Consider the following 25,736-nt stretch of genomic DNA (forward strand, 5'->3'; position numbering starts at 1 on the left):
GCCGCCGCGGGCAGGCTCAAGGCCGCCAGCAGCAAGCCTGGGGCCAGGCGGCTGCGGGAGAATCGGGGCGTGCAAAGGAGGGAGAGCAGTGAAGCCATGCGGAGGCAAACATGCGGGCTATTTGGGGAAAAACCTGCGCTGGAAATGAAATTACTGGTTTTCCAGTAGAGGAAAATCCTGCTTTCCGGCGATTTCAGGACCGGTCAAGGGCCATGACCTTTGCAACAGTTCCTCCCCCTACTTCCTTTCCGGTCAACTCCTATGAAAAAGCCTTTCCTCTTCCTGTGTGCCAGCCTGCTGGGCCTGTCGACCAGCCATGCCCAGTGGGTCAGCCAACCCGTAGCCTTTAGCAGCACTACGTATTATCCGGCCTCACTACAGGCCGTCGACGCCTCGGCCGCCTGGGCCGTGGGCAGCAACCCGAGCGGCCTATTTACGCCCCAGGGCATCGGAACCCAGGAAGTGGCCCGCACCATCAACGGCGGGTCCGCCTGGCAAACCCGGACGGTGCCCGGCCTGGCCGCCGATGAAGTTCTGACTTCCCTGACGGCCCAAAGCGCCGCCGCGGCCTGGGTTACGACCATCGGCTCCACCCGCAGCCAGCTTCTGCGGACCACCGACGGCGGCACTACCTGGCAGCCTATGCTCACGCTGACCAGCGCCACGGCCGACCGCAGCCTGAACTACGTGGGCTTTTTTGACGCCACCCACGGCCTGTGCCTCGGCGACGCCGACAACGGTGACCGGCTGGTGCTGTACCTCACGGCCGACGGAGGCGCCACCTGGACGGCGAACCGCAGCCTGCCCCTGCTCACGGATGATGAATACCTGACGTCGGTGAGCCGCCCGGCCGTGGTGGGCAACAACATCTGGGTGTCTACCACCGCCTCCCGGGTGTTTCACTCCACTGACCGTGGGCTGACCTGGAGCGTGAGCGAGGTGCTGTCGGGGGCCACGTTCACACCCAACGGGCCCCGGGCCCTGGCTTTTGCCGATGCCCAGCACGGGCTGGCGCTGTTTTCCCGCACCGACGGCTTCACCGATAACGCTCCCCTGTACCAGACCTCCGACGGCGGGGCCACGTGGCAGACGGCGGCCTTTTCCGGGCCCTTGCACGGCGGCAATCTGGTGCTGGTGCCCGGTACCGGCAACTACCTTTCGGTGGGCGAAAATCTGCCCGTTCCCGGCGTGCCGACCGATGCGGGCTCGTCCTACAGCCGGGATGGTGGCGCCACTTGGACGGCGCTGGAAAACACCGAAAACCACCAACTACTGACGGCGGCGGGGCCGCTGGCCGTCTGGTCGTCCTCCTACGACTTCCTCACGGGCCACAGCAACGGGGTCCGCAAGCTTACCAGCCTGGCCCTGCCCGTCCGTGCGGCTCACTCCGCCCAGCAGAATCGCCTGCAAGCCTACCCCAATCCCAGCCCCGACGGCCGCTTCACGCTGGAAGCCGCCGGCATCACGGCGGGTACTTCCATCCAAGTGTTTGACCGATTGGGTCGTGAAGTATCCCACGATACCTGGGCCGGCGCCGCCCAGCCCCGCTATACCCTGCGCCTGGATGGCCAGCCCCGGGGGCTCTATACCGTGCAGGTCGGCACGGGAGCCGGGGCGGTGCGGCAAACTATCAGTGTGCAATAAATAACCTCTACCCGCCCCGCGGCTGCCTGCTTTCCTTCACCTGCTTTTCTGCTCCTTCCCATGAAAACCCCACGTCTACTTTTCTTTGCCCGCCAGGGCGCAGTTTCACTTGGTCTTGCTTGCTGCCTGGGGCTGGCGGGCCAGGCCCACGCCCAGCAGAGCTTGCGCGGGGGCGTAAAAACCGGGCTCAACCTGGCCACCTACACGGGCGGAACCATTGGCCGGCAAACCGGCTGGCAGCCGGGCTGGGCCACCGGCTTGGTGCTGGCCTACCCGCTGTCGGTGGGCAGCGGACTCCAGCTCGAGGCGCTTTATTCCCAGAAGGGGGCCTCCGGGGCCAACTACCGCCACGTGTACCAGAATTCGGCCGTGGCGGCTGCTACGAGCACCTACCGGGCTTCCCTGACTTACCTCGACGTGCCGGTACTCTACACGTTCGGGCCGGGCAGCAACGGGCGGGGGCTGTTTGCGGAAGTGGGGCCGCAGCTGAGCGTGGCCCTGGGCAAGCGCGAAGCCGTGCGGCCCACGGGGGAAGGGGCACGCCGGGGGCACGAGGAAACGCTCAGCACCGACTTGCGCGCCCTGACGCCGGTGGCCGCGGGCTACGTGGCCGGGCTGGGCTACCAGCTCGACAACGGTCTGGGAGCAGAGTTGCGCTACAGCGGCGACTTCACTCGCGCGTACCGCCCCGGCTACGGCGCTGGCAGCCTCGCGCCGCTGGCCCGCAACAACTTTCATAACGGGGTGGTGCAGCTGCAGGTACGGTTTCTGTTCGGGGCCAAAAGCCGGCCGGCCAGCCCGGCTTCCGAACCCCAGGCGAGCCAACCCCGGCGCTACCCGCCGGTTCCGCCCCGGGAGCCTTCTCCTGCCTACCTCGACTCGCTCTACCGCGACCCGAAAGTGCGCCGCGTGATTGACGTAATCACGATTCTATCCCTGCTCAATTATCAAACCCGGCCGCGGCCCGTGTACGGGGCGGGGTGCCCGGCCCCTGGGCGCCGCCCTTCGGTACCAATGCCCGCGCCGCGCCCCCGGACCGAACGTCGGGTTGCCTATTAGAATACGCTATTCCAGCTGGTAATACAGTTTTTCTCACCAGCCGATTCTATTACTTGTGCAGGTTGTTATCCACTAAAAAAGCCCCGCCTCCTGATTGGAGGCGGGGCTTTCTGCTGGGTGGCCGGCTTAGCCAGCCGCCACTGCCTTGCGCTTGCTGGCCCGCACCTGCCGGTCGTCGGAGCCCTGGGCCAGTAGCTCGTCGTCGCGGTCGGTCTTCTTGATGTTCCAGCTCAGCGAGTACAGGTCCTTGCGCCGGTCGCGCAGGTTGCGCACGGCCCCGGAGGTGTTCAAGTCCTTGAGCAGGTCCAGGTCGAGGTCGGCAATCAGGGTCATCTCGGTGTTAGGCGTCGCCTCGGCCACGATGGCGTCGTGGGGAAAGGCGAAGTCGGAAGGGCTGAACACGGCGCTCTGGGAGTACTGAATGTCCATGTTCTCGACCCGGGGCAGGTTGCCGACCGAGCCGGTGATGGCCACGTAGCACTCATTTTCGATGGCCCGGGCCTGGGCGCAGAGACGCACGCGCTGGTAGGCATTCTTGGTGTCGGTCCAGAAGGGCACGAACAGGATTTTCATGCCCTCGTCGCTCAGCATTCGGCTCAGCTCGGGGAACTCCACGTCGTAGCAGATCAGAATGCCGATTTTGCCGAAGTCCGTGTCGAAACACCGCAGCTTGTCGCCGCCGCGCATGCCCCAGTAGCTGGCCTCGTCGGGGGTCACGTGGAGCTTGTACTGCTCGTCCACGGTTCCGTCGCGGCGGCAGAGGTAGCTCACGTTATAAAGCTTGCCGTCGTCGTAGAGCGGCATGGAGCCGGCAATGACGTTGATGTTGTAGCTCACGGCCAGCTCCATCATCTTGGTTTTGATGGGCTCGGTGAAGGCCGCCATCGAGCGAATAGCCACCGCGGGCGACTCCTCATTGGTCAGGGCCATCATGGGCGCATTAAAGAACTCCGGGAACAGCACGCAGTCGGCCTTGTAGCCCGATACCGTGTCGACGAAGAACTCCATCTGCTGGAAAAAGTCGTCGATGTTCTTCGTGGCCCGCATCTGCCACTGCACGATGCCGATGCGCACGTTAGACTTCTGGTTGCCGATGAGCTTGTCCGATTCCTCGTCGTAGTACACGTTGATCCACTCCAGCAGCGTGGCGTAGGCCTTGCTCTCGGAGTCGTAGGGCAGATACCCGCGGATGAGCTTGCGGACGTAGAAGTCGTTGGCCAGCTGGAAGGTGAGGATGGGGTCGGTGATTTCCTTGTTGCGCACCATCTCCACGTACTTGGCCGGCGTCATCTCGTTGGCATAGGCCGCGTAGCCCGGAATCCGGCCCCCGGCCACCATGGCGCGCAGGTTCAGGTTCTCGCAGATTTCCTTGCGAGCGTCGTAGAGGCGGCGACCCAGGCGCAGGGAGCGGTACTCGGGGTCCACGAATACGTCGACGCCGTAGAGCGTGTCGCCGTCGGGGTTGTGGGTGTCAAACTTGCCGTTGCCGGTGATTTTGGCGTAGGTGTGCCGGTCGCCGAAGTCGGAGTACTGCACGATGATGGCCAGGGCGGCAGCTACCAGCGTGCCGTTGTCCTCGATGCCGATCTGGCCCTCAGGAAACTTGCGCAGCAAAGCCCCAAACTCCTCGGCCGACCAGGAGCCTTCCATGTTGGAATACACCTTGTCCATGATGGCTTTCACGGCCTTGAAGTCGGAGCGGCGCAGGGTGCGCAACACCAGCTTGTGGGCCGGAATGGCCGTGGGCGTGAGCCGCTCGGCGGCCGTGGCTTTGTCGGCGGGTACTTTCTTGGCGTGGCTGCCGCCAGCTTTGGCGGAAGAAGAAGTGGCCATATAAATTAGGAAAACAGTGTCGTGAAAGAAAACGCAAAGGTACCCGGCCCGTCTAAGGCCCGGTGCCCGTCATACGGCTGAACAACAGCCGGGATATCAAAAACGCTCACGCGCCCCGCAATTCTGGCCCGCCGCGGCCGGCGGTACGGGGCTAGTCGCGCACCAGGCGGCGCACCGCCACGCCCGCGGCGGCCTGTACGCGCAGCACCACCACACCGCGGAAACTTCCGAAAGCCGCCGCCGGAATCGTGACTTCCGTTTGCCCCGCCGGCAGGGCCTGCTCCAGCAGCACCCGGCCGGTCAGGTCGGTGGCCCGCAGCGCGGCCGCCGTGCCCGGCAAGCCCGTCAGGTGCAGCGGCCCGTGGCCGAGGGGATTGGGAAATACTTCCACCGTGGCCAGGGCCATGCCGGGTCGGGTGGCCGTCACGAGGCGGCGGTACCGGTCGCGGTACTGCACGGCCGTGATGGTTTCCACGTTGGCCAATACCTGGGTCGTGATGGTCAGCACGGGCACGTGGTAGCCCTTGGCCAGCCACTTGTACTCCCGGGTCAGGGGCAAGTCGAAGCCGGTGCCGGCCCCGCCGCCAAGGGCAATGCTGTCGTGGTCGATGAGCTTGGTGACAACCCGCACGGTCTGGAACGAGCCAAACGGCGTGACCAGCGTGCCCCAGGCATCGACCTTGTTGACGCGCTTACGCTTGCGGTTGAAATAGCCGGTGGCCGCGGCGGCCGACGGGGTTTGCAGAAAGGAGTTGCTGGAGTCGGGGGCACTGGCAAAGCTCAGCGGCAGCCGGTAGATAACGTCCTGCTCAGCCTGGCTGCGGTAGGTCACGGGTACCTGCAGGCCGGCCAGCGTGCCGCCGAAGCCCACGGAGCGGTAGTCCTGGGCGGCGGCGTTGGCGGGGCTGAGGTTGTAGAACTGGTAGGGGTCGGTGATGGGCAGCACGCCGCCCACGCCCGCCGGCAGGGGCTCGGGCGAGGCCACCGTGGCCCGGTTGACGCCCCCGAACGGCCCGAAAGAAAGCTGGTAGGTCAGGCTGGTAGCCGCCAAGGGTACGTAGCGGTCCACGGACTGGGAAGTGGGCACCAAGCTTTGGTAGTTCCAGGTCTGGTTGGCCCCGCGCTGGGTGAGCGGGGGCGCCCCGGCCGGCAGCGCGGGGGCCGCATGGCTCAGGCGCGACGAGTCCACGGTGACGGTACCGGACACGGCCGGCAGGTCGGTGCGGTCAATAACCGGCGACTGGGCGCGGGCTGACAAAGCGGGGAAGAGCAGCAGAAAGGCGTAGAAGTAACGGGGCATGGGCAGCGAGAAAAATGTCCGGGTGCCGAAGATACAACGGGAAGCAGGGAAGCCGGTGTCGAAAGCAAAAAAGCGTCGTGCCGGGCCCGGGGCCGCCGCACGACGCTTTTTTGCTTTCGGCATTCCAGGGCTTACACGCCCTGCATTTCGGGCACGCCGCCCGCGGGAATTACCAGCTTGCCGGCCGTGGCGGCCTGAATCTGCTCCACGCTCACGCCCGGGGCGCGCTCCCGCAGCACGAAGCCGTCGGGCGTCACGTCGAGCACAGCCAGCTCGGTCACGATTTTCTTCACGCAGTGCAGGCCCGTGATGGGCAGCGTGCAGGCCGGCAGCAGCTTGGAAGAGCCGTCGCGGGCCACGTGCTGCATGGCCACAATGATGTTTTTAGCCGAGGCCACCAAATCCATGGCGCCACCCATGCCCTTCACCATTTTGCCGGGAATCTTCCAGTTGGCAATGTCGCCGTTTTCCGACACCTCCATGGCCCCGAGAATAGTCAGGTCGACGTGTTCTCCGCGAATCATGCCGAACGAGTCGGCGGAGGAAAACAGGCTGGAGCCGGGCAGGGTGGTCACGGTTTGCTTGCCGGCATTGATTAGGTCGGGGTCTACTTCGGCGTCGGTGGGGAAGGGGCCCATGCCGAGCAGGCCGTTTTCGCTTTGCAGCTCCACGTTGATGCCGGCCGGAATATAGTTGGCCACCAGGGTCGGAATGCCGATGCCGAGGTTGACGTAGGAGTTGTTCTGTACCTCTTGCGCAATGCGCTTGGCAATGCCGTGTTTGTCGAGCATAGTCGTTGTTTTTGGAGTCATGCAGAGGCGCAGCCGAAGCACCTCGCGTGCGGACGTTGAATTACTACTCCGGCGTCAGCACGCGAGATTCCTCGGCTTCGCTCGGAATGATGTTCTGGTTTATACTGGCTAAGCCCTCACCGTGCGTTGCTCGATGCGCTTCTCGTAGTTTTTGCCCTGGAAGATGCGCTGCACGAAGATACCGGGGGTGTGAATCTGGTTGGGATCCAGCTCGCCGGCGGGCACCAGCTCTTCCACCTCGGCCACCGTGATTTTGCCGGCCGTAGCCATCATGGGGTTGAAGTTGCGGGCCGTGCCCTTGTAGATCAGGTTGCCGGCCGTGTCGCCCTTCCAGGCTTTGACAAAGGCGAAATCAGCGTGCAGGGCGGTTTCGAGCAGGTACATCTTGCCGTTGAACTCCCGGCTTTCCTTGCCTTCGCCTACCTCGGTGCCGTAGCCGGCCGGGGTGTAAAAGGCGGGAATGCCCGCTCCGCCGGCCCGGCACCGCTCGGCCAGGGTACCCTGGGGAATCAGCTCCACTTCCAGCTCGCCGGAGAGGAGCTGGCGCTCAAACTCGGCGTTTTCACCCACGTAGCTCGAAATCATCTTGCGCACCTGCTTGGTTTGCAGCATCAGCCCGATGCCGAAGTCGTCGACGCCGGCGTTATTGGAAATGCAGGTCAGATTTTTCACGCCCAGGCGCAGGATTTCCTGGATGGAATTTTCGGGAATGCCGCAGAGGCCGAAGCCGCCGAGCATGAGCGTCATGCCATCAGTGAGGCCGTGCAGGGCCGCCTGGGCATCGGCTACAACTTTATTGATCATCGGGTGGGGAATGGGTTTGAAGTCGAAAGGTAGAATTTCTCCCAGTCTTACGCGGCCGTCCAGCCCTACTGCTTGGTTATGCGCACCCGGCTGGGGGCCCCGTTGGCCTGGCGGCCGGTGAGGATGTAGAGCCCCTGCGGCACGTCCTGCATCGGGAGCCGGGCGTCGCCCTGGTCGGTGGGCGTGGGCCAGCGGCGTACCAACTGCCCCTGTAGGTTGTGGAGCTCCAGCTGGCCCAGCTGGGCAAACAGCGCGGGCACCGTCAGCGGCTCCAGCCCGGTTACGGGGTTGGGCCAAGCCGTCAGCGGGGCCAGCGTGGGCGGGGCCAGGCTGGCGAAGGAACCGGCGCTGAGAAATATTTCCTCGGGTGTGTGGAAGTCGCGCAGAACCCCCCCCACCACAACCTGCCCGGTGGCCGGATGCACCACCAGCCCGGCCGGGGCCGCGCTGAGGGCCTCACCCAAGAGCTGCTGCAGGGGCTGCGGAGCTGACGAGCCGGGACTGGGCGGTCCATACAACTGGCGGCCGTCAGAATCAAGCTGGGTGAGCACCAGGCGCACTACGTGGCTATTGAAATACGTGGTGCCAAAGACGAGCAGGTGGCCGTCGGGCAGGCCGGCGGCGTGGGCCGGCGACACCATCAGGGTACCCTGGCTGCGGGTGCGGGTCCAGCGCACCGCCGATGAGCCCAGCTGCACCTTGTCGAGTTGTCCTTCGGAGACGACCAGCACCTCGTCGCACGGCAGAGCTACCACGTCCGTCACCGCGTAGTTGCTTTCGTTGTTGCGGGCTACCAGCGGGGGGAGCTCGGTTTCGGGGCCGCGCACGCCTTGCTCCGAGAGCTGCACGAGGCGGGCCCCGGCGTACACGTACAGGCCCGAGGGCAGGCGAAACAGGTTGGCAATGGAGCCGTTGACAAACGGCAGGTAAGCCGGCGTAGCGGCGCGCGGTATCACGAACGGCAAGCGCTGGAGCTCCTGCCCGCCCGCGCTCAGGCGCAGCAGGGCCGAGCCAGCGGTATCGTTGTAGCCTACCCAGAAGCTGCCGTCGGCGGCCAGGGCTACGCCGGCGTAGCCCTGGCCCAGCCCGCGTACCGGGTCGGTGCGGCGGCTCCAGGCGATGCTGCCGTCGGGCTGCAACAGCAGCAGTACGCCGGTGCTGTAAGTCAGGTGATGGTCGTCGGGCTGGGTCGTAACGGTGGTCAGCAGCACCTGGCCGGCGGCATTTTCGCAGGCCGCGCCGGGGCGCACATCCGTGCAGGCGGGCAGGCGGTGGCGTCGGGTCCAGAGCAGGCTGCCCCGGGCATCAGTCCGCACCAAGTAAAGCTCGTTGTAGGTTTCGTCGGTGGCCGCGTGGGAGCCCAGCAGCAGGTAGCCTCCGTCGTGCAGGGGCAGGATGCGGGAGCTGGTTTCGTGGCCGGTAGTTCCGAAAAGGCGCTGCCAAGTCGGCTGAGCGGCTGCCGGGTACCCCAGCAGCAGGACCAGCGCCAATACGGCGCGGCGTAGTAGAATAGCGGGCATACTAAACGGATGGGAAAGCGGGGAATTGGACCTAACGCGTAATTGTCGGCGTCCCCGATACTGGATCTGGTCAGCCAGTCCGAATTTAGCAATAACCTGGGCCGGGGCAAACCGCTCCTCAGCCGCCCACGAGGTGCTGGCGGGCGGCCTGGGCATCGAGGGCCAGCTGGGCTTTCAGCGCCTCGAGGCCGTTGAACTTCTGCTCGTCGCGCAGGCGGGCCACAAACTGCACGGTCAGGGGCTGGTCGTAAAGGTCGCCTTCGAAGTCGAGCAGGTGGGCTTCCACGGTCTGGGCCAGGTCGCCGCCTACGGTGGGGCGCACCCCGATGTTGAGCATGGCCGGGTGGTGGGTGCCAGCGGCGGTAGTGGCCAGCGCGGCGTACACGCCCCGGGCCGGAATCAGCTTCAGGGGCTCCTGGCACTGAATATTCGCCGTGGGGTAGCCGATGGTGCGGCCCAGCTGCTGGCCGCGCACCACGAGGCCGGTGAGCGGGTAGTGGTAGCCCAAGTGGCGGGAGGCCGTCTGCACGTCGCCGGCTTCGAGGGCGCGGCGGATGCGGGTGCTGCTCACGCCCACCGCGTCCACGTCCTCGCGCGGAATTTCCTCCACGCTCAGGCCGTAGCGGCCGGCGTGCTGGCTGAGGTAGTCGAAGCCGCCCTCCCGGTTTTTACCGAAGCGGTGGTCGTAGCCAATCACCAGCTGCCGGGTCCCGACGGTGTCGAGCAGGATCTGCTGGATGTACTCTTCCGAAGTCAGGGTGGCAAACTCCCGGGTGAAGGGCACAATCAGCAGGTCGTCGACGCCAAACTCGCGGAGCTTCTCAATCCGCTCGTCGAGGGTGTTGAGCAGGCGCAGCGCCAGCATTTCGGGGTGGGTCAGGGGCGGCCCCAGCACCAGGCGGGGGTGGGGCCAGTAGGTGATAACCACGGCCGGCCCGCCGCTCTGCTGGGCTACTTCGCGCAGACGGTGCAGGATTTTCTGGTGGCCCACATGAACGCCATCAAACGTGCCCGTGGTGACGGTAGCGTTGGTGAGGGCGGGAAAGTGGGCCGGGTCCCGAACGACTTGCATCAGCGGTAAGATTGGGAGATGGGGAAGGTGAGGGTCAGCACTGTTTACGCCGGCTCCTCATTCTCGTTCGATTCAGCGGGCGCGCTGTTGTTGGCGTTGTAAAACTCCAGCCCGGCCCGGCGCTCGGGGCGGCGCTGCTTCTGCTGGCGGGGTGGGCGGCTGGCTTCGCCTTCCGGCCGCGGGGGGCGCAGGGCCTCAATTTGCTCCATAGTCAGCGCGTCGGCCAGGGCGTACTCCCCAATGCGGGTGCGCACGAGCTTGGTCAGATGGGCGCCCACGCCCAGGGCGGCGCCAAAGTCGCGGGCCAGGCTGCGGATGTAGGTGCCCTTGGAGCAAGTCACGCGGAAGTCAACCTCGGGCAATTCAATTCGGGTAATTTCAAACGCCCGAATCGTGACCTGCTTGCTCTTGATTTCGGCCTCCCCGCCGCGGCGGGCCACCTCGTAGGCCCGCTCCCCGTTGATCTTGACGGCCGAAAACAGCGGGGGCGTCTGCTCAATCAGGCCCGTAAACTGCGCCGTGGCGGCCCGGATCTGCTCCTCGGTGAGGTGAGCAAAAGGCTGCTCGGCATCGACGGGGGTTTCCAGGTCAAAGCTCGGGGTGGTCTGGCCCAGGCGGAAGGTGCCGGTGTACTCTTTTTCCTGGGCCTGAATCAGGTCAATCTGCTTGGTTTTTTTGCCCGTGCACAAAATCAGCAGACCCGTGGCCAGCGGGTCGAGGGTGCCGGCGTGGCCGATTTTCTTGATGCGCAGCGCGTTCTTGACCTTGCGCACCACGTCGAACGAGGTCCAGGTCAGGGGCTTGTCGAGCAGCAGCACTTCGCCCTCCTCGAAGTTGAAGGCGGCCAGCGTCAAATCACTCATAGCAGGTTCAGATTGGTGCCCAGACCCAGCAGAATCAGCAGCAGGCCCCCGACGATGATGCGGTAGATGCCGAAGGCGCGGAAGCCGTACTTGGTGACGAAGCCCACAAACAGGCGGATGGCGACCAGGGCCACCACAAAGGCTACCACGTTGCCCAAGGCCAGCATTTTGAGCTGCTCAGGAGTAAATAAATGCCCCAGGTCGGTGCCCGTCGCTTTGGCGTCCTTGTAGTAGTCGTAAAGGTCCTTGACGGCGGCGGCGGCCATGGTGGGCATGGCCAGGAAGAAAGCAAACTCGGCGGCGGCGCGGCGGGTGAGCTTCTGGGTGAGGCCCCCGATGATGGTGGCCGCCGACCGGCTCACGCCCGGTACCACGGCCAGGCACTGAAACAGGCCGATAATCACGGCTTCCTTGAAGCTGGGGTTGGTAACCGGATGGCCGCCTTCCTGCGGGTCTTCCTGGGGAAACCACTTGTCAATAAACAAGAGCACGATGCCGCCCAGCAGCAGCATGACGGCCACCGTCGTCACGGACTCGAGCAGGGCGTCGATGTGCTTTTTGAGCAGCAGGCCCACCACCACAATCGGCAGAAAGGCCGCCAGCAGCTTCAGGTAGAAATCGAAGCTCTGGAAAAAGCGCCGCCAGTACACGGCAAACACCGACAGAATGGCGCCGAGCTGGATAACGACCAGGTAGAGCTTGGTAAACGCGGTAACCGGAATTCCCAGCAGGGCAGAGGTGATAATCATGTGCCCGGTGCTGGAAATGGGCAAAAACTCCGTCAGCCCCTCGACAATGGCGAGCAGCAGGGCGTGCCAGTAGCTCATTTAGTTGCGCTTGTAGGTGGGGCTGGAAGTGGTGGGCACGGGGGCACCGCCGGGAATGGGGTTGGCCGCCAGTTCCTCCCGCGTCACGCTGTCGGTGGCTACCGCGGCCTGGTCTCCGTTGCGGGCCATAATGGCCCAGAACTCGATGCCGAAGCCCACGGCCAGCAGAATCGGGCCGAGGGTGATGCCCAGGAACCCTTCGCCGTAGGGGGCCGAGTCCAAGGTCATGGTGATGAAGCCGGCGGCCAGCACGGCCAGACCGATAAACATCAGCCGGTAGTTGCGCGGCCCGAAGGCGAAGCGGGGAGTGGGTTTCTGTTCCATAAAGTTCAGTTTTAAAGACTCAGGCCTTGCAAATCAATCCTAAGCCCACCAGAGACCTAAGACCCAAGGCCTGCTTAGTACAAATCATCCAGCGACATGCCCAGGTACTTGCGCACGGCGCGGTAAGAGCTCAAAAAGCCGATGCCCGCGCCCAGCAGGATCATCACGACCACCAGGGCCCCGATGAGCCGCTCGTCGCGGAGCAGGCGCAGCTCGTCTACCTGCAGGTAAGCGTACTGTAGCAGGGCCAGCAGCAGCAGGGCGGCCAGGGCCCCGCTCACGAAGCCCTGCCAGGTAGCCCGGCGCAGGAAGGGCCGCTGAATGAAAAACGAGGTAGCGCCCACCAACTGCATGCTCCGAATCAGGAAGCGCTGGGAAAACAGGGCCAGCTTGATGGTGTTGTTGATGAGCACGGTCACGACCAAGGTCAGAACCACGGCGAATCCCAGCAGCACCAGGCTCAGCTTGCGCACGTTCTGATTGATGGACGTAATCAGGCTCTGCACGTACTGGACCTCGAACACGCCCTTCTGGGCCTTGAGGTCCTTCTCAATGCTGGTCAGATTGGCCGCGTCGGTGTAGTCGGCGTTGATTTTCAGGATGTAGGCGTCGCGCAGGGGGTTGTCGCCCAGAAACTGCTGGAAATCCTCGCCGGTCTGCTCCACAAACTGCTTGGCGCCTTCCTCCTTCGAGAGAAACCGCACCTGGGGCTGGTCGTCCTTGAAGGCAATGTACTTCTTGCGGCCAAAGTCCTGCTGCAGGCGCAGCAGCTCGGTTTCGGGCAGGTCCCGCTCCAGATACACCTGCATTTCGATGTTCTCCTTGACCAGGTTGGAGAGCTTGTGGGCGTGAATCAGCAGCAGCCCGAACAGCCCGATAACCAGCAAGGCCAGCGTGATGCTGAACACGACCATCGTGTGCGGATAGTTGCCGAGCTTTTTCTTACGGGTAGGACGATTCTGGGGCATGGAGGGCAAAAGTACCGTTGAATTATGAATGTTGGATTATGAATTCCGAATTGGGCCCGGGCCGAGCTGGCCGGTTTCGGCCGTTAAACCGCCGCAGAGCGTCAGCAGGGCAACCAGGCGCTACAGCTCCGGGCAAGATTTAACATTATTTAACCTCGTTCAAAGCTCCCAATTCAACATTCAACGTCCAGCCCCCAGCATTTCAAGGCTACATCACCGTGCGTGGGTCGTCGTCCACGTTGAGCACTTCCCGGGCCTTGCGGGTGGCAGCGGCCCGGCGACTCAGGCGCTTGCGCGAAAACAGCTCCCGGAACGAGTCGAACTGCTCGGTGTGCAGCAAGCTGACGCCGGCCCGGGTCTGGTTGCTCAGCCCCGACAGGTCGCTGTAGTCGCGCGGGGTGGTTTCGTAGCGCAGCTTGGCCCGGAATTTCCCGTCGGGGCGCAGGTAGTACTCCAGGCTCAGGTCGCCGAGCAGGGAGGCCTGGGCGGTGGTGGCCGTGCCGCCCGTGCCGGTGGGCACGGCGGTGCTGTTGCTGAAGCCGCCCTCCCGGGTCACGCGCAGGCGGCCGTTGAGGAAGCTGTAACTCAGGCGCACCTGCAGGGCCTGCAGCTGCTCGGCAGTGATGCCGTTGAAGTTGAAGGAAATTTCCAGGTTGGGGTCAATCTGGGAGGTGAGCAAACCGAGCTGGGTGCTGATAATCTGGCCCAGGCTGTTGCCAAAGGCGTTGTCCTGACCCCGGAACGAGGCCACCGACGACAGGGAGCCCGGCGAAGTCAGCTGGCGAAATACAATCAGGCTGAACACCTGGCGGTTGAGTTCCTGCTCGTCGTTGCGCAGGGCCGACAGAAACGGCGTGAGCTCCCCTTCCAGCGACGACGGAATGTCGTTGAATTCCAGGTTGAGCCGGATAATGGGCAGCAGCAGCGGCCCGGTCAGGTTCATCACGGCCGTCACGGGCACCACGGCGCTGTTGGTTTGCAGAATCGGGGCCAGGGAGGTGCGCTGGGTGTAGGCCGCCGTCACATTCATCTCGCCCTGGAGCGGGTCGCCGTTCCAGGTGATAGTGCCGCCGGGGCGCACTACAAATTCCTTATTGACCAGCCCTTGCAACGTGAAGTTGTAGGCCCCGCGCACGATTTCCACGGCCCCGTACATATTGAAGTCGCCGCGGGTGTCAATGTTAAGGCGCAGCTGTCCGGTGGCCGTACCCCGAATCACGTCGCCGGTACTTTCGTCGAGCAGGATTTCGATGTAGGCGTCGGGGGTCACGGTCAGGTTGAAGTTGAGCCGGATGCCGGCCAGATCCACTCGCCCGCTGGCCGCGGTGGGCACCTTCACCCTGGCGGTGTCGGGCACGTTGCGGTTGACAAACTTGATGTAGTTGGCCTTTTCGGCCTTGGCCGCGTTGTCGAGGGGCAGGGAAAGGCGGGTGCCGGCTTCACTGCGGGCCGTCACGTTTACCACCAGGTTATCAGCCGGGCCGCGCACTCGGGCGTCGCCGGTGGCGTAGGCCGTGCCGAAGTACAGCTCGTTATCCTTGCGGGTGGTGTTGAGCACCAGCAGCTTGGTGAACGTAGCCCGCAAATCCAGGCGCATGTCCTGGAAGCCCTTCTCGAAGATGGTGCCGTCGATAACGCCGGAATTGCCCAGCGGGTCGCGCACCCGGATGCTCTTAAGCACGATGCCGTCGTCGGCAAACCGGATTCGGTCGGCGAAGGTGTAAGTCGTGTTCAGGTAAATAAACGTGAGCTTGCCCTCGCTCACGTCGATGTCGCCGAGCAGGATGGGGGCGGCCAGGCGGCCGGTGAGGCGGAGCGTGCCCACGGCCGTGCCGCTCATGTCCTTGAAGAGCGAGTTCAAGAACGGCTCAGCCAGCTTCACGGGGGCGTTGTCGAGGATGGCGGTCAGGTTGAGCTGCTGCTCGGCTTCGCGTGGGGCGTAGGTGCCCGCCAGCCGCACCACCCGGGCCGCGCCCCGAATCACGTCCAGGTCCACGTCGAGGTGGTTGGTGCCGTTGTGCCAGTTGCCCTGCCCGCGCACGTCCCCGATCAGGGTTTTGTCGAGCGTAAGTGAGTCCACATTCAGGGCGCTGGTTACTTCCAAAGGGCCATAAATGCCGCTGATTTTGCCCGTAGCATTCACCCGCCCCCCGATTTTCTGGGTGGTGAGCGAGCTGAGCGTGGCCAGCTGAAAGTCCTTCAGCGCGAGTTGGAGCTGCTTGCCGGGGTCGGCAGAAATAAAGCCCTGGGCACTCACGCTCTGGGCGCCGTTGCTGAGGGTCAGATTCTGAATGTCAAATTCGGTGCCCTTGCCCGAAATCAGCACCGAGTTGTCGGCCGCAATGGTCCAGTCCTTGCCCAGCAGGTTCACGCCCGACTGCCGGAACACCACCTGAATGGCCCGGGGCAGAAAGGCCAAGGCCCCGTTGATGGTAGCTTTGTTGGTGGTGCCAGTCTGGGCCAGGGAAGTCGAGAAGTTGATGCGCTCCTGGTCCCAGACGCCCTCGACGTAGAACTTCTCGGTTTTGCCGAGGCCGGGCAGCACCTGCCGCTCGGAGGTGATGTTGGCCTGGGCCAGCACCTCGGGCTTGTAGGGCAGCTTGGACGTCGTGAATTCAAAGTCGTTGTTGACGGCCTTCACGCTGTCGAACTGCACGGCGTCGAAGTGGCCGCCAATCTGGAAAATCGAGGTCAGCCCGTTACGGAAGGAGCCCGCCACCGTCGAGTAGTCCGACAGCGTGAGCTGGGGCACGAAGATGTGCAGCACCGGATTGGCCCGCTTCAGGTAGAGGTTCAGGGCAATTTCGTACTCCGGAATGGGGCGCTGGCGCTTGCGGCGGTAGTAGGCGGCCGTGGCGGCCTCGTTGCTTTCGAAGTTGAGGCGGTACTCGGTCAGCAGCGTCTGCACGTCGCGGGCCACGGTGGTGAAGTTGAAGTTGCCGGTGGCGTCGAGGTTGAGCACTTCGGAGCGCACGCGCAGGTTGCGCTGCCCGGCCAGGCGCTGGCTGACCACGTCGAACGTGTCGATGGGCACAATCTTGCCCTCGTAGCCCAACCGGGACTTGCGGAGCTTGATGGTGCCGATGAGGTCGTCGAGCTTCAGGCCCCGGAAGTGGGCGTCGGCGGTGGTGGCCAGCGTGATGCGCTGGGTGGTGAAGCCCAGGGCCCGCAGGTCGGCGCGCTTCACCTGGGCCTGCACGTCGAAGGCCTGCCGGGTTTTGTTCAGGTCGACGGTGCCGGTGGCGCTGATTTGCAGGTTGGGGTCGTTCACGGCCAGCTTGCCGTCGAAAAACTGCTTGCTGAACTGCCCGTTGGTGGTGATGTTGCGGAAGCGGTAGCCGTTGAGCCAGATGCTCTGCACGGTGGCATTGGCCTTGAGCCGGGCGCCCTCGGGCCGGAAGCCCACGCCCTCCACGTGCCCGCTCATGGTGATGTCGCGCACCAGGCTCTCGTCGCCGAGCAGCTTGCCGAGCTGGAAGCCGGTGGTGCGCACCTGCCCCTCGTAGCTGGAGTAGCGCGGGTCGGTCTTGAACTTGATGTTCACGTCCGACACCACGTCGCCGAGGGCGGTTTTGAAGGCGCCGTTGGCCACGAAGTCGTTGTAGAAACCCAGAAACTCCCCGTTCAGGCGCACCGTGCCCAGGCGCTGCACGTAGGGCCAGCCCGAGGCCGGAATGTAGCGCTTGATGTCGCGCCCATCGATGACCGAGGGCTTCAGGCGCATCGAGACGAAGCTTTCCTTCAGGTTGGGCAGGCCCTGCACGTCGATGTTGCCCACGACGTGGGTTTTGGCCCCGTAGGTAAGGTCAAGGTTCTTGGTGGTGAAGTTTCGGACGTAGCCCTTGGCCTGACCCGAAATCAGCACCGTTTCCTTCAGGTCGCGCAGGAAGGGCTGGGGCGCAAACTTGGCGATGTCGTCGGAGTATACCCGCGAAGGCTTCAGGCTGGCCGTCACCCGCACCGAGTCGTTGAAGTCGGTGAAGTTGAGAAAGTGCTGGTAGTCGAAGCGCACGTAGTCGTGGAGCTGGCTGTTGCCCACGCGCAGGTTCAGGTCCTTGAATTCCCAGAACCGGGTGGCGTAGGTCATGTCGGCCGTCAGCTCCCGCAGGCGGGTTTGGGAGGGGGTATCCACGGCCCGCAGGCCGGCGATGTTGGCGTGAATCGTGTCGGCTTGCAGGCGCAAACCGCTGGCATCGGCGTAGATGCTGTCGATGTACATGTGGGCGTAGTCCATCGTGCGGCCGTAGTCGGGCGCTTTGGCCACGTTCCGGCGGTCGAGCACGAAGCGGCCGTTGCGCAGCCCGATGGCTTCGATCTTGAAGTCGAAGGGCTTGCTTTTCTTGGTGGTATCCGAGGGGCCCAGCAGGCGCTTGACGGCCCCCAGAAACTCGCTCAGGTTGGTAGAATCGGGCGTTTCGGGGTAGGTGACCAGGGCAAAGCGGGGCTCGCCGAGGGTGAGCTTGCCCACGTGCAGGTGGCTGGGGTCAAACACCGAAAACAGGCGGATGTCGGCGTCGGCCCGGCCCACGCTGAAGAGCTCATTGCCGCGGCGGTCCAGCACTTGAATGCCCTGGAGCAGGACCCGCGAAAACGGTCGCACGTCCACGCTGCCGATAATCACGCGCTGTCCGAGCTTTTCGGTAAGCATGGCCGCGGCCCGGTGGGCGAGGTTGGTTTGTACGCTCGGGATGCGCAGGGCCAGCAGGATTCCGCCCACGGCCAGCCCGACCAGCAGCAGCAGGCCCAGCAGAACTTTAAGGGTGACGGAGAGAAAGCGCGGCACGGGAAGCTAAACGGGAAAGGGGAGTCGGGCAGAATACGAAGATGCGCGAATTTAGTCAACGGCGGCCGGGGCAAACTGCTTGCCTAAAGACCCGGGTCGTCCGAAAAAGTACGCTAGTGAAGTCAGACTATCTGCAAAATTCCCGGTTTACTGATTTAAACGACCTTTGTACCCGTTGTCAAACGCTGAACCTACCAACATGAGTACCCCCGTTATTCTGGCCATCGAATCTTCCTGCGACGATACCTCGGCCGCCGTTATGGCGGGCGGCGAAATCCTGTCCAACGTGGTGGCCACCCAGCAAGTGCACGAGCAGTACGGCGGCGTGGTGCCCGAGCTGGCCTCGCGCGCCCACCAGCAGCACCTGATTCCGGTGGTGCAGGAGGCCCTGCGCCGGGCAAAGGTAACGAAATCCGACCTCGACGCGGTGGCCTTCACCCAGGGGCCGGGCCTGCTGGGCTCGCTCTTGGTGGGCTCCATGTTCGCCAAAACCTTCGCCCTGGCCCTCGACAAGCCCCTGATTGCCGTCAACCACATGCGGGCCCACATTCTGGCCCACTTCATCCGGGCTCCGCGGCCGCAGTTCCCGTTTCTGTGCCTGACCGTCAGCGGGGGCCATACCCAGCTGGTGATTGTGCGCAGCGCCCTCGACATGGAGGTTATCGGCCAGACCATCGACGACGCGGCCGGGGAGGCCTTTGATAAAACCGCCAAGCTGCTCGGCCTGCCGTACCCCGGCGGCCCCCACCTGGACAAGCAGGCCAAGCTGGGCAACCCCACGCGCTTCCCGTTTCCGGTGGGGGCCATGCCCGGCTACGACTTCTCGTTTAGCGGGCTCAAAACGGCCGTTATGTACTTTCTGCGCCAGCAAACGGCTCAGAACCCAAATTTCATCCAGGAAAATCTGGCCGACTTGTGCGCCAGCATCCAGCACACCATCATCCTGACCCTGCTGCGCCAGTTCACCCGCGCCGCCCAGGACCATGGCCTGACCCAGCTGGCCCTGGCCGGGGGGGTGGCGGCCAACTCCGGCCTGCGCGCGGCCCTGACCCAGCTAGGGGAGGAGCGGGGCTGGGAAATCTTCATTCCCGACTTCGAGTTCTGCACCGACAATGCTGGCATGGTGGCCATGACGGCCCACTTCCAGTTCGAGGCCGGCGCGTTTGCCGACCAGCTCAGCAGCCCCGACCCGCGCCTGAAACTCACGTAAGCGCGTTTCTCGCCGCCGGCGCCGAATTTGCGTACTTACGCTACTTCTTGTATTACCCGCCGCGCCGCGCTGCCGGCCGCGGCACCCTTTGACCATGGCCAAACAAAAAGACGATACCCCCAAGCGCATCAACATCCTAAACCGCCGCGCCAGCTACGAATACAGCTTTCTGGCCAAGTACGACGCGGGCATGATGCTGCAGGGCACCGAAATCAAGAGCATCCGCGAGGGCAACGTAAACCTGCAGGACGGCTTCTGCGCCTTTCACGCCGACGGCTCGCTGTGGGTGCATAACCTGAGCATCTCGCAGTACACGCTCGGCACCTACAACAACCACGAGCCCAAGCGGGAGCGGAAGCTGCTGCTCACCAAAAAGGAGCTGCGCCAGCTGGCCGGTAAGGCCATAGAGCAGGGCGTGACCATCGTGCCCATCCGCCTGTTTGTCAACGACCGGGGCTTTGCCAAGCTCGAAATAGCGCTGGCCAAGGGCAAAAAGCTCTACGACAAGCGCGACGACATCAAGGCCAAGGATCAGAAACGCGAAATGGACCGCGCCCGGGAATACTAAGAGGGAGTTTGTGAGATTGTGAAATGGTGCGTTTGCCGTTCTGGTTTGTGCCAATAAAACCGCGAACTTGCCGCTTGATTCTGCATTAGCTCACCCGTTCACTACTCACCATCTCACCACTTTGGAACACGGAATCTGCGCGCTGAGCGCCGTGCCGGTACGCGCCGAGCCCACCGACAAGGCCGAGCTCATCACCCAGCTGATTTTCGGGGAGTGCTACACCATCTTGCTCACCCAGGGCAACTGGCACCAGATCCGCATTGCTGCCGACCAGTACGTGGGCTGGATTGATTTCAAGCAGCACCTGCCCGTTACGGCCGAGTATTTCGCGGCCTGGAGTGCCCAGGACCACCCGCGCAGCCTCGACGTGGTGCAGATGGTCAGCGACGCGCACACCCGGATTCCGGTTACGCTGGGCAGCCGCCTGCCGTTCTTCGACGGCATGACCCTGCGCCTGGGCGCGCAAACCATGTTCTACAACGGCGCGGCCACCAACCCGCTCAACGGCCACGGCCCGAGCGGCCCCGTCGACAAGCGTCTGGCTTTGGTGCAGAAAATGGGGCAGGTGTATCTGAAGTCGCCCTACGTGTGGGGCGGCAAGTCCTTGTTCGGGCTCGACTGCTCGGGCCTCATGCAGCAGCTCTACGGGTTGATTGGCGTGCAGCTCCCCCGCGACGCCCGCCAGCAGATTGACCACGGCCAGGCCGTGCACTTCGTATCCCAGACCAAGCCCGGCGACCTAGCCTTCTTCGACAATGCCGACGGGGCCATCGTGCACGTGGGCATTCTGCTCGAGGATCAGCAGATTCTGCACGCCAGCGGGGAGGTGCGCATCGACCCGCTCGACCACAACGGCATCTACCACCGCCAGCGCCAGAAGTACTCCCACAAGCTGCGTCTGATCAAGCGCCTGCTGGCCGACTGAGTTGCCGGTGGCGGGTTGCCGGTTATTATTTCAGAACAAACTGGCAACTGGCAACTCGCAACCGGTAACTGTTGTTAATACGCTTAGAATCATCTAGCTTTCGCTGTACCCCGATGATTCGACACCCGAGCGTATGGACCAAAAAGTGCTTGTACTGAATGGCGACTATACTGCCATTACGTTGTGCAGCGTGCAGAAAGCTTTCGTGTTGCTTTATCTCGACAAGGCCGAGATGATAGCCAACTCGGAGCACGGCACGCTGCGGACCATCTCCCACACCTATCCTAAGCCCAGCATCATCCGGTTGCAACGCTACGTGCGCGTGCCCTACAAAGGCATTGCCCTGAGCCGTCACAACATCATGAAGCGCGACCATTTCGAGTGCCAGTACTGCGGCTCGACCAAAAACCTGACCCTGGACCACGTGCTGCCCCGGTCGCGCGGGGGCGAGTCGAGCTGGACGAACCTGCTCACGGCCTGCTCGCGCTGCAACCACGCCAAGGGCCACCGCACCCCCGACGAGGCCGGGCTCCACATCCGGCAAAAGCCCAAAAAACCCACGCTTTCGGGGTTCCTCAAGCTCAGCGCCGGCACTCTCGACCAGAACTGGCACGCCTATCTGAATTGACCCCCGACCAAGCCGACTGCCCTCCAGTCGGCTATTTTGTGCGGTTTCGCGTTAGAAAGCACCGTTCAGCTTTTCCCAACGCCATGATTCGTCGTTCCTGCCTGCGGGCCAGCTTGGGTGCCCTCACCGCGCTGGCGGCCTGCCAGAGTCATCCCGATTCGGCTGCCACCGCCGACCAAACCGCCGCGCCAACCAAGGCGACTGTTCCGGCGCCCGTGCCAGCTTCGGCCGACTCGGCCGGGACCTGGTACCGCACCTACCGCGCCGCGCTGGGCCCCGGCGACAGTATTACGCTGCACCTGCAGCGCTGGCCCCAGTTGCTGGGAGCCGACTCGCGCGGGCACTTTTTCGGCAGCTACAGCCACGCCGACGGGGAGCCGCTCATCGTGGATGGCAATACGGTGGCGGACCCCGACAGCGTGGTGCTGCGCGACCAAAGCCTGACCACGCTCGACGCCCGGGACCAGAGCCCGGTGTGGCGGCTGAAGTGGCAAGGAACGGAGCTGGTGGGCACCCGCGCCGGTCGGGCCTTGCGCCTGCGGGCCGCCCGGCCCGCGGGAAGCCTGGTGCTGCAATCAATCTACCGGCTCGATTCGCTGGCGGCTTTCCCCCAGCGCCGGGAGCCGACGGCGCCCTACGCCCGCTGGAGCCTGCACGCCCTGCAAACCACAGCTGGCCCCGCCGCCGTAGACGCCGCCCTGCGCCGCGCCCTGCACGGCGACACGCTCGACTCCCAGCCAGCCCCCACGCTGGACGCCCTATTTCGGGCGCAGGGCCAGCTTTCCAGCAAAGACTACCGCCGGGAGGCCAACGCCGCTCTGCAGCAGCTGCCGCCCAACGATGCTGCCACCTTCCCCGCCTTTCTCAACTACGAAGACCAGCGCACCACCGAAGTTTTCTGGAATCAGGGCGGGCTGCTCAGCTTCGGGGTGCAGTTCTATGGCTACGGCGGCGGGGCCCACGGCAACTACAACACCAGCGTCGTGACCCTCAACGCGCGCACGGGCCGGGCCCTGCGCTACGCGGACATTTTCCGGCCCGGCGTCAAGGGCGCGCTGCAGGAGCTGCTCGGCCGCTACGTGCGCCGCAGCCTGGCCCAGCCGCCGGGTACGCCGCTGGAAAAGTTTCTGTTCGTAAAACAGATGCCCGTTACCCACAACGTGTACCTGACCAGCGGCGGGGCCGTGTTCGTGTACGGGCCCTACGAAATTGCCTCTTATGCCCAGGGAGAAGTACAAGTTTATGTGCCTTTCCGCGCCCTGCAGCCGCTATTGCAGCCGGGCCTGCCGGTCGGCGCCCCGGCCAGCTGAGCTGCCTATACGGTTTACTGCGAGCCTAGTAGCTTGCTGTAGGTCAGGGCTAAAGATGAGCTTTCGGTGAAGGTGCAGGCAGCGGCGGTAAACTAACTTCGGCTGGTTGAGGTTGGAATGGGATATCTTTGTGCTTTCCACCCAACAACACTTCATGGCAGTTCCCAAGTTTGCCGCGTCCCGCTCGTTTCACGCCGAGCTCAAGCGCAGAATCAATACCTATTTCGAGGAAACCGAAAAATCCACTACCGGCAACGCCAGCCTGTTTGTGAAGGCCGTGGTGCTGACCCTGACCTTCGTGGTCCTCTACGCCCACCTGGTATTTTTCACCGGTCCGTGGTGGCTGAGCGTGGCTGAGTGCGTGCTGCTGGGGCTGACCGGCGCGGCCATTGGCTTCAACGTGATGCACGACGGCGCCCACGGCTCGTTCAGCAAAAGCCGCTGGCTGAATCAGTTTGCCTCTTTCACCCTCAACGTGATGGGCGGCAACAGCTTCATGTGGAATGCCAAGCACAACCTGATTCACCACATGTACACCAACATCGAGGGCGTCGACGACGACATCGATGCCCAGCCCTGGCTGCGCCTGAGCTCGACGCAGCCGCGCTACAAGCTGCACCGCTTCCAGCACCTGTACTTCTGGTTTTTCTACGCCCTGCTCTTCATTGCCTGGATTTTCTTCATGGACTACCAGAAGTACTTCAAGGGCAAGATCGGGGAGATGCCTATCAAGAAAATGACGGCTTCCGACGAAGGCGTGTTCTGGGGCTTTAAGGCCCTGCACCTGCTGCTGTTCGTGGGCCTGCCGATTTACATGGTCGGCTTCGTGAGCTGGCTGGTGGGCTTTCTGGTGTTTATGGCCGTGGCCGGCTTCTCGCTGAGTCTCGTGTTTCAGCTGGCCCACACCGTGGAGCACGCTGCCTTCCCCGTGCCCCACGAAACGACCGGCAAGCTCGAAGATGAGTGGGCCATTCACCAGATCAAGACCACGGCCAACTTTGCCACCCACAACCGCGTCATCAGCTGGCTGGTGGGCGGGCTCAACTTCCAAGTCGAGCACCACCTGTTCCCGACTATTTCGCACGTGCACTACCCGGCCCTGAGCAAAATCGTGCGCCAGGCCTGCGAGGAATTCGGCATCACCTACAACGACTACCCCAAGATGCGCTACGCCGTGGCTTCGCACGTGGCCTACCTGCGGGAAATGGGCCGCGCCTAACCGCCGCGGCGGGTTGTCCGCGTAAAAAGTAAAAGGGCCCGTTGGCGAAGCAGTGCTTCGCCAACGGGCCCTTTTACTTTTTATGGCGCTACGAGCTTAGTAGCCGCGCGGGGCGGTGCCGGCAGCCCCCTGCACGCCGATAAAGGCCAGCAGATCTTGGTTGAGGCGGTCTTTTTCGGTGACAAACAGGCCGTGCGGGGCGCCGTCGTACTCGAGGTACTGGGCGTGGGGCACAAACTGCTTCATGCGGCCGCCGCTGACTTTAAGCGGCACCGTTTCGTCGCTGCTGCCGTGAATGACCAGCGTGGGCACCTGGATGGTTTTCAGGTCTTGGCGGAAGTCGGTGGCGGCAAAGGCGTACACGTCCTGTTCCGTGGCCCGGGGCGAGGCAATCTGGCACATGGCCTGCATCCAGTCGAGCGTGGCTTGGCTGACGGGGTGGCTCAGGGTGCCCACACCGAAAAACTGCTTGCCGAACGTGGCCAGGAAGTCGAACCGGTCTTTGCGGATGCCTTCCACCATCTTGTCGAAGGTGGCTTTGGGCGCCCCGTCGGGGTTGTCGTCGGTTTGCAGCAAAAAGGGCGTCACGGCCGCCACGAAGGCCACGCGCCCCACCCGGGCGCCGCCGTGCCGGCTCATGTAGCGAGCCACTTCGCCGCCGCCCATCGAGAAGCCCACCAGCGTCACGTCCTGCAAATCCAGCTCGTCGAGCACAGCTTTCAGGTCATCGGCCAGTGTGTCGTAGTCGTGCCCTTCCCAGGTTTTGGTCGACTGGCCGAAGCCGCGGCGGGTGTAGGCAATGACGCGGTTGCCGTGCTTGGGCAGCTCGGCCAGCTGGTACTCCCACATTTCGTAGGAGGCGGGCCAGCCGTGAATCAGCACAACGGGGCTGCCCTGGCCCTGGTCGGTGTAGTGGAGGCGAATGTCCTGGCCATTGGTATCCTGGCCGACTTTAATGTAGCTCATGGCGAAAGGGAAAGAAGTAGTAGAATTGGTGATTGGTGCGGGTTGCGGCTATTCTTACCCCAGCCACCGGGCCCGGGTTGCCCAGGCCGGCTCAGGCGCGGTCTAGCCCGGAGCCGCATGGGCAGACCAACGCCGGAAGCTGGGCGGTGAATCGGGGAGAACGGGGGATAAACCCGGCGGGGGCACCCCAAATTTTGCACGTTACCATCCGCCAAAGCGTCAGAAGTTGGTTTGCGCCGGGCGGGGCGCAATCAGCAGCCGACGTCTTATCTTTGCCGTTCCCTCAGCCCCGCGCCGGGCTGCCGGAGCCGGGCTATTACCTGTTTTTTGCGTCGCAATGAATCTTGAGTACGAAGAAAAATACCACCAGATTGAGGAAAACTACTGGTGGTTTCAGGCCCGGCGCGACATGGTTTTTCGCCTGATTCAGGATTTGAAGCTGCCCAAAACGGCCGCTATTCTGGAAATTGGCTGCTCCGGTGGGCCGCTGCTCCAGCGCCTGACCCGCACCGGCTACTCCGACCTGACCGGCATTGACGTGAGCGAAACCGGCATTGCCGTGGCCCAACAGCGCGGTATTGCCAATGTCTCGTGCATGGACGGTGCCCACCTCGACTTTCCCGACGCTTCCTTCGACCTGGTCATTGCCTCCGACGTGCTCGAGCACATCCAGGACGAAGCCCAGGCCCTGCGCGAGTGGACCCGGGTGTTGCGTCCGGGCGGGCAGTTGCTGGTGTTCGTGCCGGCGTTTTCGTTTCTGTGGGGCAAGCACGACGTGGTCAACCAGCACTTCCGCCGCTACACCGCCGCCCAGCTGGCCGCGGGCCTAAGCCGGGCGGGCCTGCGGGTGCAGCGCCGCTCCTACTGGAACGTGGGCCTGTTCTTTCCCACGGCGGCCGTGCGCCTGCTCAAGCGGCTACGGCCCGCGCCCGTGGCCACGCCCGAGGAGCCGCTCCAAGACGATTTCTTTGCCACGCCCCCGCTGCTCAATTCCGTGCTGCGCGGCTTTATCACCGCCGAAAACCGCCTGCTCCGCCTGCTTAATGCCCCCGTTGGCGTGAGCGTCTTTGCCCTGGCCCGTAAATCACCGGCGGCCTAGTC

The 25,736-nt window shown here is 63.8% G+C and carries 21 protein-coding genes; 9 read left to right on the forward strand and 12 right to left on the reverse strand.

All coding sequences use genetic code 11. The annotated features are described in order from the left end of the window. Positions 1 to 261: 261 nt before the first annotated feature. Both EWM57_RS16185 and EWM57_RS16190 read left to right on the forward strand, forming a co-directional pair. Entirely contained in the window at positions 262 to 1,644 is a 1,383-nt protein-coding gene (locus tag EWM57_RS16185; RefSeq protein WP_129922203.1) for a YCF48-related protein, read from the forward strand. A 60-nt stretch (positions 1,645 to 1,704) separates the two neighbouring features. Continuing rightward, positions 1,705 to 2,703, forward strand: coding sequence for a porin family protein (locus tag EWM57_RS16190; protein WP_129922204.1), 999 nt, complete (start codon positions 1,705 to 1,707; stop codon positions 2,701 to 2,703). A gap of 126 nt (positions 2,704 to 2,829) precedes the next feature. On the opposite strand, the gene EWM57_RS16195 is transcribed toward EWM57_RS16190, so the two are convergent. From EWM57_RS16195 to EWM57_RS16245, 11 genes are all read right to left on the reverse strand, one after another. Continuing rightward, positions 2,830 to 4,374: a bifunctional GNAT family N-acetyltransferase/carbon-nitrogen hydrolase family protein gene (locus tag EWM57_RS16195; RefSeq protein WP_242510108.1), complete on the reverse strand. Its 1,545-nt coding sequence runs from the start codon at positions 4,372 to 4,374 to the stop codon at positions 2,830 to 2,832. A 313-nt stretch (positions 4,375 to 4,687) separates the two neighbouring features. Beyond that, complete coding sequence (locus tag EWM57_RS16200; protein WP_129922206.1) at positions 4,688 to 5,836, reverse strand: T9SS type A sorting domain-containing protein; 1,149 nt, start codon at positions 5,834 to 5,836, stop codon at positions 4,688 to 4,690. Between the two features lie 131 nt (positions 5,837 to 5,967). Beyond that, positions 5,968 to 6,627 carry a 3-oxoacid CoA-transferase subunit B gene (locus EWM57_RS16205; protein WP_129922207.1) on the reverse strand — a complete coding sequence of 220 codons (660 nt, stop codon included), beginning with the start codon at positions 6,625 to 6,627 and terminating at the stop codon, positions 5,968 to 5,970. Positions 6,628 to 6,756: 129 nt separating this feature from the next. After that, positions 6,757 to 7,452 carry a CoA transferase subunit A gene (locus EWM57_RS16210; RefSeq protein ID WP_129922208.1) on the reverse strand — a complete coding sequence of 232 codons (696 nt, stop codon included), beginning with the start codon at positions 7,450 to 7,452 and terminating at the stop codon, positions 6,757 to 6,759. A 65-nt stretch (positions 7,453 to 7,517) separates the two neighbouring features. Further along, complete coding sequence (locus EWM57_RS16215) at positions 7,518 to 8,972, reverse strand: T9SS type A sorting domain-containing protein (protein WP_129922209.1); 1,455 nt, start codon at positions 8,970 to 8,972, stop codon at positions 7,518 to 7,520. Between the two features lie 118 nt (positions 8,973 to 9,090). Then, a complete protein-coding gene (locus tag EWM57_RS16220; protein WP_129922210.1) occupies positions 9,091 to 10,044 on the reverse strand; it encodes a bifunctional riboflavin kinase/FAD synthetase in 954 nt (317 codons plus the stop codon). A 44-nt stretch (positions 10,045 to 10,088) separates the two neighbouring features. Beyond that, the gene (gene truB / locus EWM57_RS16225) at positions 10,089 to 10,907 is read right to left on the reverse strand and encodes a tRNA pseudouridine(55) synthase TruB (protein WP_129922211.1); all 819 of its coding nucleotides are present in this window, start codon (positions 10,905 to 10,907) and stop codon (positions 10,089 to 10,091) included. Continuing rightward, positions 10,904 to 11,734, reverse strand: a complete 831-nt coding sequence (locus tag EWM57_RS16230; protein ID WP_129922212.1) for an undecaprenyl-diphosphate phosphatase — start codon at positions 11,732 to 11,734, stop codon at positions 10,904 to 10,906. The genes truB and EWM57_RS16230 overlap by 4 nt, the downstream gene beginning before the upstream one ends. Beyond that, positions 11,735 to 12,058 (reverse strand): DUF3098 domain-containing protein, encoded by a 324-nt coding sequence (locus tag EWM57_RS16235; protein WP_129922213.1) that lies wholly within the window; start codon positions 12,056 to 12,058, stop codon positions 11,735 to 11,737. A 74-nt stretch (positions 12,059 to 12,132) separates the two neighbouring features. Beyond that, positions 12,133 to 13,026 (reverse strand): cell division protein FtsX, encoded by an 894-nt coding sequence (locus tag EWM57_RS16240; protein WP_129922214.1) that lies wholly within the window; start codon positions 13,024 to 13,026, stop codon positions 12,133 to 12,135. Positions 13,027 to 13,234: 208 nt separating this feature from the next. Beyond that, positions 13,235 to 17,809, reverse strand: a complete 4,575-nt coding sequence (locus EWM57_RS16245; RefSeq protein WP_129922215.1) for a translocation/assembly module TamB domain-containing protein — start codon at positions 17,807 to 17,809, stop codon at positions 13,235 to 13,237. A 199-nt stretch (positions 17,810 to 18,008) separates the two neighbouring features. Between EWM57_RS16245 and tsaD the strand changes: the two genes are divergently transcribed. The 6 genes from tsaD to EWM57_RS16275 all read left to right on the forward strand — a co-directional run bounded on the left by tsaD (position 18,009) and on the right by EWM57_RS16275 (position 23,669). Further along, complete coding sequence (gene tsaD / locus EWM57_RS16250; protein ID WP_129922216.1) at positions 18,009 to 19,019, forward strand: tRNA (adenosine(37)-N6)-threonylcarbamoyltransferase complex transferase subunit TsaD; 1,011 nt, start codon at positions 18,009 to 18,011, stop codon at positions 19,017 to 19,019. A gap of 94 nt (positions 19,020 to 19,113) precedes the next feature. After that, positions 19,114 to 19,587 (forward strand): SsrA-binding protein SmpB, encoded by a 474-nt coding sequence (gene smpB, locus EWM57_RS16255; RefSeq protein ID WP_129922217.1) that lies wholly within the window; start codon positions 19,114 to 19,116, stop codon positions 19,585 to 19,587. Positions 19,588 to 19,708: 121 nt separating this feature from the next. Then, positions 19,709 to 20,512, forward strand: coding sequence for a C40 family peptidase (locus tag EWM57_RS16260; protein ID WP_242510105.1), 804 nt, complete (start codon positions 19,709 to 19,711; stop codon positions 20,510 to 20,512). Positions 20,513 to 20,645: 133 nt separating this feature from the next. Next, the gene (locus EWM57_RS16265; RefSeq protein WP_129922218.1) at positions 20,646 to 21,140 is read left to right on the forward strand and encodes an HNH endonuclease; all 495 of its coding nucleotides are present in this window, start codon (positions 20,646 to 20,648) and stop codon (positions 21,138 to 21,140) included. 83 nt (positions 21,141 to 21,223) lie between these two features. Continuing rightward, the gene (locus EWM57_RS16270) at positions 21,224 to 22,450 is read left to right on the forward strand and encodes a DUF3298 and DUF4163 domain-containing protein (RefSeq protein WP_129922219.1); all 1,227 of its coding nucleotides are present in this window, start codon (positions 21,224 to 21,226) and stop codon (positions 22,448 to 22,450) included. Positions 22,451 to 22,604: 154 nt separating this feature from the next. Further along, complete coding sequence (locus EWM57_RS16275; protein ID WP_129922220.1) at positions 22,605 to 23,669, forward strand: fatty acid desaturase family protein; 1,065 nt, start codon at positions 22,605 to 22,607, stop codon at positions 23,667 to 23,669. Between the two features lie 96 nt (positions 23,670 to 23,765). Here the strand turns inward: EWM57_RS16275 and EWM57_RS16280 are convergent, their stop codons facing one another. Then, on the reverse strand, positions 23,766 to 24,635 hold the full coding sequence (locus EWM57_RS16280; protein ID WP_129922221.1) for an alpha/beta fold hydrolase: 870 nt from the start codon (positions 24,633 to 24,635) through the stop codon (positions 23,766 to 23,768). A 337-nt stretch (positions 24,636 to 24,972) separates the two neighbouring features. Between EWM57_RS16280 and EWM57_RS16285 the strand changes: the two genes are divergently transcribed. Then, complete coding sequence (locus tag EWM57_RS16285) at positions 24,973 to 25,734, forward strand: class I SAM-dependent methyltransferase (RefSeq protein ID WP_129922222.1); 762 nt, start codon at positions 24,973 to 24,975, stop codon at positions 25,732 to 25,734. Positions 25,735 to 25,736: the final 2 nt, after the last annotated feature.

The sequence above is a fragment of the Hymenobacter persicinus genome (assembly GCF_004167665.1).
In the GTDB taxonomy this organism is placed as follows: domain Bacteria; phylum Bacteroidota; class Bacteroidia; order Cytophagales; family Hymenobacteraceae; genus Hymenobacter; species Hymenobacter persicinus.